The organism is Methylophilus sp. Leaf408, assembly GCF_916856905.1.
Taxonomy (GTDB): domain Bacteria; phylum Pseudomonadota; class Gammaproteobacteria; order Burkholderiales; family Methylophilaceae; genus Methylophilus.
Genome location: NZ_CAKASK010000001.1, coordinates 19,086 through 34,617, shown reverse-complemented (window position 1 = coordinate 34,617; position 15,532 = coordinate 19,086). Strand labels below are relative to the sequence as shown.

The window sequence follows — 15,532 nt, the reverse complement described above, 5'->3', positions numbered from 1 at the left end:
CGAAAATCACGGCACTCTTTATTCAGTATTAACGTGATTGACGACGAACCAGACCCAATAAACCCAACCCAGCCAGCAACATCGCTGCGCTGTCTGCTTCCGGCACTGGTGTCACTGCGTTAATGGTGAATGCAGTCGTGTTAGGCACGACACCGGCTGACACGCTGTTATTCACAGTGTCTACATTCCAGTTATTCACATCAGCGACTTGCGCCTTGTAATCAGCAAAATTGTTCAAGCCACTGCGTACACCGTTGTATTCTGCATAGTCTGGCTCGCTGGAAGCACCGGCTTTAGCAGTCAGTTCAATGGCGTTCACACCATTGATCAGGCCTGTGTTGGTCAACGGACCATTCGACGCGAAGGTACCGTTAGTGATGGCTGACAGGAATGTCGTTGGTGCAGTGGCGCCAGACCCTACATAGGCATAAACCGTTTCCCCTGAGTTGGAAAGACCCCAGTTGCTGTTGCCGCTAACGGTTGCACGAGACAAGATGCCGGTTGAGGCTGACAAAGTGGCTTTGTCGTATTCTGCAAAACGCACCACTGTACCTGCAGTCACAACGCTGCTGGAAACCCACTGGTTGTAGCTTTCACCTGTGTTGAATGCGCTACCGGTCCACTCGTTATCGCTGAAGTAGATCGTGGTGTTGGCAGCGATATCAACTAAAGTCACAAATGACAGACCATCTTCATCAGCGTTGAATGACGTGAACAGGATGTCACCGGCATTTAATGCCGCGTTAGCTTGTGTGGACAGTAGCAGTGCTACGATTAAACTGATTTTTTTCATGATAAATCCTCTCTCAATGTAAATTTTAATAACCGCTTATTTCATGGTTTGTTGTTTGTCGGCGTGATACTTGGGTCACGCCGACTTATGAACGCAAACTTACTTACCAACGTACGTCGCGCTGCGCATTCAGGCTGGCCGGTGTCACCCCTCTCAAGGTGACCAGTGGCTTGGCTGAAATCTGCAGCTGTGTACCACCGGCAACGCTGACCCAGCGGGCAACACCCTCATCGAACGGCTGTGCACCCTGGTAGCCGATGCTTTGCAGCAGTTCACGGATATCCAGCTGATCTTCGTTTGGCGTAAAGTCAGTGATGGTGTCAGTCGCATCACGCATGCTCTGGTACACGAACAGGTCGCGGCCAGCTCCGCCGGTGATGGTGTCAGCACCGATACCGCCGGTCAGTACGTCATCACCCGCAGTACCTATCAATGTGTCGCGCTGAGCAGAGCCTTGTACCGATTTCACCAGTTGCAAACCAACGATTACCGGATCATGGTCAGATGACCGGTATGGTGAGTCTGTGTACAAGTCTTGTGGTTTGAACTCGGTGTTGTAATCAATCACGAAGGGTTCATCGGCGTTGATATGCCAGTGCACAGTGCCCGTGACTTTCGCGGCCAGATCAGCATTTGCCAGTGCGTGGTCGAGGTAACCGGATTCACCATCAAACACATAGGAGTAACCGGCCTGGTCATTGAAGCGTGCAATCTGATCCTGCAAACCGGCATTTTCAAGCACCAGCACAGGGTCTTCCTTGCCGTAAGCGTTCAAGTCACCAATCACCATCACGTTTGGATTGTTAGCCTGGTTTTTCACGGTCTGGATGAATTGCACTAACTGGTTAGCTTGTGCCAGACGTTGTGAGTTGTAGCAACCTTGACCATCACCTTGATCTGCGTCTGCACCCCCTGCATCGGAGCAGCTTTTGGATTTCAGGTGATTCACCAGCACAGAGAACTTTTCACCGTTGGCAGCCTGGAACGTTTGTGCCAGGGTTGGACGGTTATTGATGCTGTTGTTATCAGATAAAGCTGCTGCCGTAGGTGTCAGACGAGCGGGTTTGTAAATCATGGCCACCTTGATCGCATCAGTACCGGTGCCGTTGGCGGGATCAGCAATCACGGCGTAGGTATTGGCTCCCAACACTGCATTCAGGCCATTGACCAGATCTTGCGCAGCCGTAGATCCGTTGTTCTGGATTTCCATCAGGCCAACCACGTCAGCATTGATCGCTGTCAGTGCACGTACGATCTTGTTGCGCTGACGGTTGAATTCCACCAGGTTATTGGCACCGCGGCAGTTAGAGGCAGACACACTGCTACCCAGGCGGCAACCCTGGCCGCTTTGGCCGCTGGCTGTTGCGCCGTTAGTGAACGTTGTGAAGTAGTTCAGCACGTTAAAGCTGGCAACTTTGACATTACCACCTACGCTGGCAGGTGCCGCAGTACGCACATTTTCACGGCTGAACTGCACTGGCTCGGTTGGATGCAGCTTGTAGTCACGTGGACCCGGGTTGGAAGCCGTGATCAAACCATGATCAATCACGCCAACCAGGTTTTCCACAATGTCGCCAGCGCGCAGGGTATTGTCTTCACCGATAAATGGAATCGGGTTAGGGTTTTGCACGCTGCTGCCGTCATCCAGCACCAGACGACGACGTGCATTGTCATCAGCCAGTTGTGCCGCAGCCGTTGAGTTGGCCGGGTGAACATTGGTCGGCTTGATCATGCGGCCTTCAGCAGACAGAGTCACCTGACCATAACGACCCTGGAAGTAGTTCTGGGAAGCGGTCAATGGGGTGGTAATGCGTACCAGCATGCCTTCATAGGCTTCCAGGTCACCTTCAGTCACTTCCGGTAAGATAATGTCAGTTGGCAGAATGACATTATTGCTGCTCAGTACCTGCAAACCACTGACATTGATCAGCTCGGTAATGGTATTAAACTCGGTCACACTGGCATTCAGGCGCACTTTCTGGCCTTTGCTGACAGTCGGTGTCACACCGGAACCCAGGTAAACAAAAATACCGTCAGAAGTCAGCGGGTTACCGTCACCTGCTTCGTCCTGGAGATAGAAGCCATTCAAGCCCGGGAACACGGCAGTCACTACACCTTCGGTAGTGACTGTTTGACCATTGAGCGGGCTGACTGAAGTCACGCCCAATCCGCTACCCTGGATCTGGAAGATACGGGTGATGCTGCTGCTTTGCACAGTCACATTCACGTTACAGGTCGCGGTTTGCGCTTCGTTATTGGCAAACTTCACTTCAACTGCATAATTACCTGCTGGCAGGCTGCCATCCAGTTGCAGGCTGGCACTGGCTGACTGGCCATCACTACCGGCTGCAACAAAGTTGTTCAGTACCACACCGGCTGGTGCAGAAGCTGAAAGCGTAGCTGCGTTGACGATGCTATCTGCATCAGAAGCTTGCAGTAACACTGAACCCGCTTCGCCCACTTGCAGTGACACTGCCGGGCAGGAAGTCACGATAGGCTGGTTACCACCGGTACCGCCACCGCAGACATTCACCGCACTGCTGCTGTTACGCGGTGCAGGTGTACCGGTAGAGAAATCGCTACCGTTTTGATTGGTATCCACGCAGCCATTGTTTTTTCTCAACAATGCGGTACTGCTGCTAATCGCAGGAGCGGCTGAGCCTTCAAAGAAATTAGCTGAACCGTAACCAACCAGGTCAACGATCTGGGCCAGTTGCGCCGGGCTACAAGCGGTTGAACCGCCATTGCAGGCTAAACCGCTGCTGCTGTTTACCAGCACGACCTTGCCATTGGTGCCGCTCATATCAGTCGCGTTATTACTGGTATCAGGCGTTGGCAGTGCTGAGCCATTGGCAGCACTTCTTAAACCCGCCAGGTAATATTGGCCAGGCTGCAACAAACCAGACAGCGTTGTCACGCCGTTGGCAGAAAAGTTACCGGTACCGGTGGCGCTGCTGTATTGCACAGACCAGCCGCTGATATCAACCGCAGTGTTGCCGTTGTTGAACAACTCCACATAATCCTGATTAAAGACATTGCCCTGACCACCATAAATCTGGCTAATGACAACGCCGGCCTGGGCTGTCAGGCTCATTTGAACCAGCCCGGATAAGGCCAGCAACCACTGTAATTTTTTTAATTTCATTTCTCAGACTCCGCAAGTTTTCGACTTGAATAAAAGCCTGATTAATTTAGCAATTTAGCGAGGGGAAATTATTAAGTTTGCTCCCAGAAAACTAGGTAGGTCGGACTATGGAACAGGCCTGAAAGGCAATAGGATTAATACAGTTTTAGGTCAGTGACCAGAATTGCAGACTAGTTATCTGGCACCTGCAGTTTTTATTAGCAGCCGTTAATCTTGTCTCCCTGCATTTCGTCACTAGAGCTGGATGAAATTAACTTGTAGAGCTTTTCCTACATGAATTTGGCGCTATACCTGATAGGAACATCGTGACTAACTGGCTAAGGTATGTTTTCAGCATATTTACTCTCAGCCAACGAAAGGAAAAGTTATGGCGACAACATCCAACAATGACACTTTATTGAATAAAGTAGCGGGTATCCTCCCTGCGATTGAGGGATCAGGCCCGGTTGAAGCAATCAAAAAAGCCTTGGGCGGTGAGCCTCCTGCTGCTGATCCTGACATGCAAAAAGTGCTGGACGCACTCGCTACACTTGGCGGTAAGCCGATTGAGACTTTATCGCCCCAGGAAGCACGCCAGCAACCTACACCCACCGATGCGGTGAAAAAACTGCTGGCAGAAAGTGGTCACCAGCCACCAACCCAGTTATATACTAAATCTACAATCAGTATTCCAGGCGGTCCGCTGGGTAGTGTGCCTGCACAGGTGTATACCCCGCATGGTGAAGGTCCGTTCCCGGTAATTCTGTACTTCCATGGTGGTGGTTTTGTAATTGCTGATACCAAAACCTATGAAGCATCTATCATTGCGCTTGCCCAGGGCGTGCAGGCAGTAGTGGTGTCACTGGATTACCACCAGGCACCTGAGCATCAATTCCCAACTCAGCCGAACGAAGCGTTTGCCGCTTACCAGTGGCTGTTGGCACATGCGGAAGAAATCAATGGTGACCGCAAGCGTATCGCCGTTGCCGGTGAGAGTGCAGGTGGCAACCTGGCCGCAGTCGTATCATTGATGGCACGTGATAAGGATGTGACACAGCCGTTGCACCAGTTACTGATCTACCCGGTGGTGAATAACAATGTGTTTAACTCTTCATACATTGACAACGCCAACGCCAAACCGCTGAACGCGGCAATGATGAACTGGTTCTTCAAATATTACAGTGAACCCATTGATGCTTACAGTTCCTATGCATTGCCGGACAAAGCAAGTTCACTGAAAGACCTGCCGCCAGCGACAGTGATTACAGCAGAAATTGATCCGCTGTATGAAGAAGGTAAAGAGTTTGCCGAACGCCTGGAAAGTGATGGTATCCCAGTTGCTTACCGTCATTATACCGGGGTTACCCATGAGTTTTTTGGTATGGCAGATGTGGTTGCCAAAGCCAGAGAAGCGCAAGTGTTTGCGATAGGTGAACTGCGCAAGGCATTTGCTACTTTATAAATACCCACTATCTACTTAGGTTCACTAAAGTAAACAAAAACGCCCTCACTTAAACTGAGGGCGTTTTTGTTATGGACTGAAGTACTAAATGACTTAGCGCCCGATCCCGATAACGTCCACAGAAATAATAGATGGCAATACCGGCTTGGACAAAGTGCTGGTGGCGGCCGAATTAGCTACGTTCTGAGCGACCGCTTGTGCGGCAGCATTGACTGAATCGGGTGATAATCCGGTGCTTACCCCGGCTAGGCTGTTAGCAGCGGCAACCGGCACACCAGAAGAAGTACCTTGCACCTGAATGTTAGCGGTGTTCAACACGACGGGGGCGACAATAAACAAGTCACCTGCTTCAATACCTGCCTCACCCGCATCCACTACCGGAGCAATCAGGATGACGTTACCTGCCTTCCCATCATTAGGACCAGTATCCCTGCCACTCGGCCCATCCGGGTCATAGTTCTGGGCGCGAATACCGCTACCGGAAGCCACGCCGCGCACTTCTACCCGCGTATTGCCGTAGACATCGGTTTGCACGATGCGCTCCGGTATCGAGGTAGCCGCCTTGGAACCACGCCCGGCATCAATAGTGCCGTTAGTGGACCAGATAGTGATATCACTGCCAAACTGGGTAATGACCTTGGACTGGTTGACCGAGAAATCGCCATCTGCGATGGCGCGGATCTCACCGCCTTTTTCGGTAATCACGCCTATGTCTCCACCTTTCCCAGGCACACCGACGTTGATCAGGCCGCTTGGGGTAATCAGGTCTATGCTACCGCCGCTGTTGGTGGATATCTTGGAGTTAAACATCAGGATATCGCCAGCATATTTGGTAGGGTACAAGGTATCCAGCGCATCATAGGCACGTTGGTGATTACCCGCCTTGGCAAAGCCTTCAGCGGAATTCACCAACTCACTGGTGAGGTGACGGTTGACGAACACGGTTTTAATAGCATCCGGCTGCGCAAGGAATTGCGTGTAAGCACCGGCGGCTGTCAGGTTCACATTACCCGTCAGTTTTTGCATGAATGCCAGCAGGTAGGCGGCGGTAGCCTGCCTGTAGCTGCTCAAGCCACTGCCATTGCCCGCCAACAAAGCCGGACCAGCGCCTGTGGGTGAGATATACAAATCTATATAATCCTGCACATTACCCCCTGGCCCTACCCCGGCCAGCAGGCTGATGGAGGCCCCGCCCTCAGGCAACGAGGTATTGGCCCGTAAGGCCGGCGTATATTCGAAAACCGCATTGCTGGTACCGGTGTTGCCGGTGGCCTGGATATTGGTAATATCATTGTAAACCAGGTCTATATTCCTGCCGGCCTGAACCAGCAACTCACCGGGACCGGCAATCACGATGTTCTTAGTATTTACATCCCGACCGGCAGCCACCACGCTGATATCGCTGCTACGGCTATTCTGCAGGGCGATATTCACCTGGGTCACATCCTGCCCGGCAACGATCCGGCTCTTCTCAGGGATATAGATCAATCCGGGCACTATAGTCTGCTCGGTTGGACTGAGATTACCTTCGATGTTGCCACTGCGGGAAACAATATAGGATGACTGCGTATCATTGGCATGCACCAGGCTGGTGGCATGGTTGTTAAAATATTGATACTCCCGACTAGTCAAATTGCTCTGTGCGTCGTTAAAGAAACTGGCGCGCACCGGGTTATGAATGCTGGGGATATCGCTCCAGTTGGCATCAGACATCATCAGTACGCCAATTTTCACATCTTTTTCTGCCAGCAATGAGACATTACCCTGGCTATACGGTACCAGGTAAGCTGTGCCCAGGCTGATGCCCTCATTCACTGAAGTGAGGTCCAGAGTACCCGGGTTTACGTTTTGGCCACCGATTGCCGAATGCAAGCCTGAGTCTTTATACAGCTGGTCTGTGTCGTAGGCATAGCGCACATTACCAGTCACAGACTCGACATGCACAGCAGCAGATTGAGCGTAACTGTTGAAATAGCTGGAATTGCTGGTATTTGAATTAGTGCTCGACTGTGGCAGCAGAGTAGGATTAATAGTGGCTTCGATACGGACATCCTTGGCTGCGCTGACATCCCAGCGACCTTCCATCATCGCCAGTATGGTGCCATATTGTTTATCTGCCTGCAGATCTATACTGCCATCGACTTTAATGCTACCTGCGCCTTTGCCTATGAAATAGGTGCCGCCCATCAGATTGCCGCCAGCAGTGATCGCCAGGTCTCCGCCGCCGTTGACTATGTTGTTAGCGGTAGCACCAGCACCGAAGTTGTCATAGCGGGCGGTAGTAGGTACCGAGGCCGAGAAATTGGCAATATTGTTACCGGCGTTAATAGTGACATTACCACCGCCCAGCGCCGCCAGGCTTTGCTGGAACAGGTCAGGCCTGACCCACCACGAAGTATCCCGGATTGAAGCGACGGTCGTACCATTGAAGCCCTGGCGGAACAGCCACTGGTTGATCACCTGGCGGTCGGCACTGATATCGGTTTCTGCACCCCAGATACTGCCTGCTACATCCAGCCGGATATCGCCACCGTTATCAAGGTAGAGTGGCTTCTGTGTTACAGCTGGTAAGGTAAAACCCGTCAGTGTGGCAGCCTGTACCCCAGCGGTGTAGATCACGGAACTGACGCCGGTCATGGTAAGGTCACCACCGGTAGCAATCTCGATATCGCCGGTACCGGTCCTGATCAGCTTGCCGTCAGCCAGCACCAGGTTGCCGGTCACGCTGTTACCGGTGCTGTCGACAGCTGAAGGCACTGTGTTCATCATATTGGCCGCTGCCAGATCAGCACCCGCTACCAGACGGTAGCTCCAGGAATTACCTTCACCTATGGTTGCGCTGCTGTCGCTCCCTGCAAAACCGTCGCTGAGCGAACCATTCATATACAAGTTATTGGCTGCGCGTAGAGTGAGTACGCCTGGCTCATTGCCAGCACGCGACGTCGTGTACAGATCCCAGTCGGCATCCATAGTGAGGTCTCCGCTGGAACGCACTTCCTGGCCTACACGCAGGTGGAAAGTGCTATCGCCGCCCTTGCCGAGGGCTGCCAGGATACTGGCCTGGTTAGCCATGAAATCAGTCACATCTGTGGCTAGCATGGCGTGATCCAGAATATTGCTTCCGGCTGCGCCACCACTGCTGCTGATAGTGTCTACATTATTGTAGACACGGAAAGCTTCCAGCACTACCGATTGTGCGCCATTGATACTGGTAGCCAGCTGGTTGACAGCGACGCCGTTACCCGACCCGGCACCGGTACGCGGTGTGCGCAACTGTACGCTGCCGCCGGTACCGCCGCTGCCAGCGGCCACTTGTATGCTGGAACCCTGTTCCAGGTTAAGCGCGCCGTTGCTGGTCGCCAGCAGTACTTTGCCGCCTTCGGCGCCGGCCTTAGAGGAGTTGGCCGTAAGTTGCGCGCTACCTTGCAGGGTAAGGTCATCATGTGCATACAGGCTGATACTGCCCTGCTTGTTGCTGTTGGCATTGATAGTGCCGGATACTGTGATTGCGCCTTGGTCTGCGCTCACCGCGACCTGCTGGGCGGTCAGCGCCTGACTGCCGGTGCCATCGATAGCGATATCACCTGTGCGGGCACGGTAACTGCGACTTAGGCTGAAACCCTGCGCCTGCTGGTCAACCGCAGCGATGGAAGGGAGGCTGTGCACATCAACAGCTAATGCGCCGCCGTGGCCGCTACCATGGGCGCGGCCATCCAGCTGACCTTGCAACAGCAGGTTGCCGTTGGCAGCAGACACGTTGACCTTACCGGCGTCGGCATCACCACGGGCGCTAACATCCACCACCGCCCCGTTATCCACGCTGATATTGCCGCCACTGCTGTTCAACTGCACTTTACCGGCATCGACATAAAGGGTTTTATCAGCAAAGGTCTTGCTGGCGGAAGCGGCGGAAACAACCGCCTGGCTACCCAGGTGCAGCTGGCTGGTGCCTTGCAGGTTAACCTGGCCACCCAGTGTCTCTATGCGGCTGTTCACCTGCAGGTTATTCGCCTGCAGGGTCAATGCACCGCCGATATTGCTATTGGCGGCAAGACCGCTGGTGTTGCCCTGGCTGGTGGTCAGCGTACCGCTGCTGCCCACGTTGTAATTGGCACTGCTTTCGGCGCTGATCCTGCCGACATTGAGGGTAGTCTGGTTGACTTGCAGATCCAGCGCGCCACGCTCGGCCACAGTCAGCGTCTTGGCGTCAATGCGCACGGCGTTATAACCGCCTAGGGTGTTGCGGTCACCGCTGGCAACGGTGTTGTTATTCAACACCGCACTACGATCACCCTGCAGGGAAACCGTTTCTGCATTGATCTGCAGGGTACGGCCTGACGGGTCGGCTGGCGCCATGTAACTGGCATCCACTGTATTTTTCAGGGTAAAGCTCTTGGTGTTGAAAGTGACGCTCTGGTTAGCCGGGGCACTGACTTCGCCATCAGCCAGGTGACCGGCAATACCGGCAGCGTTCACGGTCAGGTTCAGCTTGTCATTGCCGAAATCGACACTGCCATAGGTATCCACTGTGCTGTAGCTGTTCAGGGTCAGGTTGGACACATTATCCAGTTGCGCCAGGGTCTGGTCGTCGACATGCAGGCCGGATACAGAAGAAGGTGCACTACCGATCAGGATACGATTGGAACCCAGGGTGACGTGCGCACCACTGGCCAGGGTGATATCGCCAGCAAAACTGACGGTGCGGCTGGCATCCATCACCAGCGCATTGCCTGCGCCTAGCTGGGCATTGGCGGCGATATTCAGCGTGCCGGTCACAGAGTTAAGCGTTGGATCTCTGCGGGTATATGACAAGGTGCTACCTGATGAAAGGCCGAGGAAAGCGCCATCGCCACTGGTGTTGATATTCACTGTTTTGGCATTGGCATTAGCGGCACCGGTATTGATCACTGCACCGGTAGCCACGCTGATGTTGTCGGTTGCGCTAGCCAGAAACTCTACTACGTTCAAGGCATGGTCAGCATCATTCTCCACGCTGACGCTACTGGCAACGGTAGTGATGTTGGTGCCGTTACTACCCTGGCTACGCGTGCCGCCAAGCAGGATACTCTCGGCATTGAGTGCATTCAGCTGGCTGGCCTTCAATTGCAGGCTGGTGTTGTCGGCACTGTCCACGTCGCTGACAACACGGATATTGTCTGAACTGATGTCGACCATCAGGCCGTCAGCACCGGTGATCCTGTTGGCCACTACGGTTGCCGCGAGCGTGAGCTGTTGCGCCTCCAGGCTGAGTGTGCCTGCATCCTGTGTCGTTTTCACATTTACCCCATTAGTGTTCAAGGGGTCAGAGAAAAAGGTGCTGGCATTGGTGAGCATATACTGCGAAGGCGCCTGAGAAACCGTGCCGTCTGCCGGGCGGAACACATTGCCATTGATTACGCGGAAAGTGGACCAGTTGGCATCTTTGGCACCGGTATTCAGGTCAGCCATGTAACCGGTAGTCAGCATGCTGCCGTCCTGCAGGGCGGTAGTCTGCCCGCGTAGCAGGCTGGCATCGCTGCGCTGGACGACAAACGCGCCCGGGACCAGTGCATAACGCGCAGGCAACAGGGTATAGTTGCCGCTAGGGATACCGGCGACGCCAGTGATATAGATGGTCTGACCGAACTCTACCACCCCTTTGGATTCGTTGGTGAAGTTACGGTCCATGCCCGCGTATTCACCAACCATGCCGGGTATCAGCGCATAGGTATTCGGGTCAGCCAGTATATCTCTGGTACCACCGACGCCGCCTTCGATCCACTCATAGGCAAAAAGGTCACCGCCACCCGAGGCGTCTATGACGGCGCCCTCATTGGTCTGGGTGTTTGGTGCCTTCATCAAGACTACTTTTTCTACCAGGTTGCGGGTCGCACCGCCATCCGGGTTGAATACCTCACCCGCAGATCTGGTGACCCCGAACGGGATGATCATACCGTTGCCGGAAACCGATGTCAGACTACCTGCACCCAAGGTGAGACTCTGGTTGCCTATCAGGTTTATCTGGCCGAACGGCGCTTTTAACACACCATCCTGCTGGATATGATCGGCCTGCAAGGTGAGGATACCGCCACCGGATAATACATTGACGGGTGCCAGGCCGCTGGAGCGGACATTAATACGGCTATTGGCACCTTGAGCATTGAATGTGAGCTTGGCGCCGGTATCCGGGTACACCTGCCTGGCCACCAGATTAAGCTCGCCCTGGGTAGTCAAGCCTGAATCGGACGCCGTCTTGCCCAGTTCGGCAAAGGAGGTCGCGCCCTGGCCGTGGATATCACGCATGGCATTCAGGTTGGTACGGTTGACACCACTGGTGGCAACCAGGCCATCAATATAGATCTGGTTTGCGTTGAGGCTTAGTTCACCACTACCGGTGAGTATTGAAGGATCCACGGCTTGCTTGCGGCTATACAGTTGCAAATGGCCAGCATTAATCTGGGCATGCCCATTGCCAAGCACTTGCAGCACAGCGCTATCGAGACGCAGATTGCCGGCGATGGCCAGGTCAAGATCAGCGGCTAGCGACAGGCGGCTGTTGCTATTATCAGCATTCCTGATAAAGCTGCCCAGGCGTACATTGTCAAAGCCGCCGGATTCTATCTGTTGCGCAGAGATCTGTGCGCGTTGCAACTGACCACTGGCAGGCGTGATCGGGCCGCTGGTATCTTTCAACGCAGTGCCGGCCTGGATACCCGAAGCCAGCAGTTGCAGTTGATTGGTCACATGGAAGCGACCACTTTCATTGAGATAAGGATCAGCCGAAGTAAAATCTACGCCTTCAAACAACATGGACAGGCTGCCGCCACGGCCAGTGCCCTTCGCGTGCCCGGACAAGGTGCCATCTACCAGCAGGCTGCCATAGCCATACAGATTGATAAAGCCGGCATCGCCATACAAGGTTTCGGTCAGATAGCTGCGGTTGGTCAGATTAGTCGTCGTGACTTGAGTAGCAGAAACATCCAACACTGCCCCCTGCTTGATCACTAGCGCACCTTTGGCACCATTCTCTGTACTATTGACAGTGATGGTGCCGGCATTGACCAGCTTGTTCAGCGGCAGGCCGGCGCGGGAACCAGGCAGCGCAAAACTGGTACCTGAGGCATCCAGTCTGGCCTGATCCCCTATGAATACCATTTGGCTAGTGTCTTCAGGCAGGGTGGCATCCACATCATTGATCTTCAGGGTAATGTCGCCGCCTTTGGCAGTCACATCGCCCAACACATTGAGTTGTTTTTCCGCAGCCAGTTGTACGCTGCCGCCGGCATCGGTCTTGATATGGGCGTTTTCATGTACTGTCAGCACACCAAGCGCGCTATTGGCAACAAAAGTGGCAAAATCGAATGACACTGCTTGCCGCAGATAATCCGGCTGCGTGATCAGACGGGTCAGCCCAAATATATTATCTGTGCTGGAGAGCATGTCATACCCAGACCTCATCTGCAGGGTTTGCGCTACACCGTACACCAGGCTGCTGCCGGCATTGTCTGCACCCACATGGATATTAAAGCTACCCAAATGATATTTGGAAAAGCCGCCCTCACTAAAAAAACTGTTTGCCAGCGTGAAATTTGAACCATCGGCGATGACACCGGGAGCGCCTATGTGGAGGTTGTACTGTCTGCCCGGAGCAAACTGAATATTAAGCTCGCCGCCTTTATCGAAACCGTAGGCACTCAGGCTGAGGTCGCCAGGTAACTGGCTTTCGGTACTAAAACCGATATCTCCAGCCTGACCAGTATGCAAAGCGCCTTTGCTATCCACATACGCACCGGCAGAAGCATCCAGCTTCACCCCTTTGCCAAACACCGCGAGGCCGATCTTGACATCCCCTGCATCTTCTACGGTCTGCTTGGTCATTGCACCTTGCAATCCGGTGCGGTTATTGACGAAATTACCTGCGGTGGAAATGGTGACATTATCTGCAATATTGGTCACTTGGGCATTGAGTGCCACATTAGAACCACGCGCAATGATATCTTTATTGATATTGACCGTGCCGCCTAAGATACCCATGGCGATCTCGCCTTTGGGGTCCAGGTTGAGTGCAGTATTGACATTGAGCACAAGTACATCTGTGAAGTTGATGTGGTTAAAACCCTGGCGCAGAAAACCTGTGCCTATACGTGAGATAAAATTATCATCATCGGCCAACACATCACCGAACTCAAAGTCAGGTGCCAGGTTTTGTACTGAAGCGACCAGGTCGAGGTTGCGCGCACTGGCCTGCAAGGTAGCGCCCTGGGGAATCCTGCCATCCAGCAACTGCTGCGCACCAATTTTGGTATTCCCTAACAGTGAGCCATCAAGCACCAGTTTCTGTACAAAGTCTGAGCCGGCATTGGGAGTGATAGAGATAGTGCCAGCATTGGCACCATCCATAAAGCCGGCTACGTTATAACTCAGGTTGCCCAGGGTCAGCGTGGTTGTCGTGCCCCATTTCCTGTCGGTGACAGTCAACGTATCACCGATGCCGTTATACTGTACGCCGGGCAGCGCCTGTGAAATAGGCACCAGTCTGCCGTTGTAAAGCACCTGCGATTCTTTCAGGGCACCGCTGGTGTAAGTGGTGGAACCACCGGAAACGTTGATCACCGAGCCTTTTTCAGCCACGACTTCTTTGGCTGACAAGTTCACTTTACCGGCATTGGTCATTTTTTCTGTCACCGTTGCCATACGCGTGGCGCTGATATACGGCTGCAGGTTGAACAGGCTGGTGCCTTTACGCGCATCAAGATAAACCGTCTTGCCAAACAGGTTAGAGCCGCGCAAGATCGGATTGTCTCTCAAGGCATCCGAGTTCAGCTGCACCGTCACCTGGTTGCGTGACATAGGCGCAATGGCATCCACACCTGATACATCTATGGTGGCGTTCTGGCCCAGGTGTATGCGTCGTGTGACCGGGCTGTTGAGCACGGCTGCGGCTTCAAACTGGCTGTTCAAGTTGACATTGCCGCCTTTGGCACTGACCAGGCCATCGATATTGATCAGGCTGCCTTGTATCGTGATATCCGAAGGCGTGAAAGCCAGCGAAGCCAATACCTCTTCTGTATCTGTCATATCGGGTTTGACTTCGGTGACACTACCAGTGCCTAAGGTGACGATACCGTTACGGTTCAGTGTTTCCTGACCACCGGTCACACTCACATCTTCTTGCGCCAACAGCTTGATGCTGCCATTCGCACGCACCGAGGTTGTGGCCGACAAGGTACCCATCTGGTTCACCGCCAGCCCCATCATGGTGATATTGCCGCGTTCGGCGACTATCTTGCCCAGGTTGGTCGCGGTGCCGCCTGAGGCGACCTCCACCAGCATGCCTGCCGGATCCTTACTGGACTTGAGGTAGATCTTCCTGCCTGCCGCCAGTATGGTCTGGCCATCCGGAGTCCTGATCACAGCATCTTTTTCAACCGTCACGTTAGGTGCAAACAACATCACCTTACCGCCTTTACTGGCATTGATCTGCGCCCCAGACTCCACTCGAACTTCGGCGTTATATATTCTGCTGGCTTCTACAGGATCGATTGCACCAACAAGTTCAAAAACACTGTTATAACCAGTGTCGTTAATAAATCCCGCTTTAAATAAATCATCGGCGATGTTTAATGTGCCGGCGTAGAGTGAGCCGACATTGAATACCGCATCCTTGCCGATAATGACACCGTTAGCATTAATGAAATAAATATTGCCAGCGCCAGTCACATTACCATTGATGTAACTAGGATCTACACTATGTACACGATTCAGCAGTGACCAGCCCGGCTGCATATCAACGAAAAAGGATTGTCCGTTAGCCAGGTCGAACTTGTTGTAATTGATAATAGCCCTGGGAATCAACTGCTGAAGGTTGAGGTGATTTGCGCTGGAACTGACTATATTTGCAACGTTAACTTGCGCAGCATCCCTGATAGCTCCCGCCGGAGTGACTATGTCACGAATACTGATGCCTCCAGGCAGGTCAGCCCAGGCAGACATGACCATCCATGGCCCGGGCAGCATGCTGAGTGCCAGGCAGATGCCAGCTGTGCGCCGCGCATGGCGGGTGCGGCTGCGCCCATCCCCGCTATGTGAAGAAACAATCTCGGACACCACCACCATCGCACGGTGGATCTTACTGAATACTAGTTTATATAGTCCCTGATTCATTTCTTCACTC

Annotated in this window: 4 protein-coding genes; 1 reads left to right on the top strand and 3 read right to left on the bottom strand. The window is 53.4% G+C overall.

The window, feature by feature from the left end:
* Positions 1–28 precede the first annotated feature (28 nt).
* Entirely contained in the window at positions 29–793 is a 765-nt protein-coding gene (locus tag LPA26_RS00115; protein ID WP_229006856.1) for a PEP-CTERM sorting domain-containing protein, read from the bottom strand.
* A gap of 103 nt (positions 794–896) precedes the next feature.
* Positions 897–3,938 (bottom strand): ExeM/NucH family extracellular endonuclease, encoded by a 3,042-nt coding sequence (locus LPA26_RS00110; RefSeq protein WP_229006855.1) that lies wholly within the window; start codon positions 3,936–3,938, stop codon positions 897–899.
* Between the two features lie 367 nt (positions 3,939–4,305).
* On the opposite strand from LPA26_RS00110, the gene LPA26_RS00105 reads away from it, so the two are divergent.
* Positions 4,306–5,379, top strand: a complete 1,074-nt coding sequence (locus LPA26_RS00105; RefSeq protein WP_229006854.1) for an alpha/beta hydrolase — start codon at positions 4,306–4,308, stop codon at positions 5,377–5,379.
* A gap of 93 nt (positions 5,380–5,472) precedes the next feature.
* Here LPA26_RS00105 and LPA26_RS00100 read toward each other — a convergent pair whose 3' ends face one another.
* Positions 5,473–15,522 (bottom strand): filamentous haemagglutinin family protein, encoded by a 10,050-nt coding sequence (locus tag LPA26_RS00100; RefSeq protein ID WP_229006853.1) that lies wholly within the window; start codon positions 15,520–15,522, stop codon positions 5,473–5,475.
* Positions 15,523–15,532 lie beyond the last annotated feature (10 nt).

Coding starts and splice junctions, on each gene's coding strand:
- LPA26_RS00115 (WP_229006856.1), bottom strand. CDS start 793: ATGAAAAAAATCAGTTTAATCGTAGCACTGCTACTGTCCACACAAGCT.
- LPA26_RS00110 (WP_229006855.1), bottom strand. CDS start 3,938: ATGAAATTAAAAAAATTACAGTGGTTGCTGGCCTTATCCGGGCTGGTT.
- LPA26_RS00100 (WP_229006853.1), bottom strand. CDS start 15,522: ATGAATCAGGGACTATATAAACTAGTATTCAGTAAGATCCACCGTGCG.
- LPA26_RS00105 (WP_229006854.1), top strand. CDS start 4,306: ATGGCGACAACATCCAACAATGACACTTTATTGAATAAAGTAGCGGGT.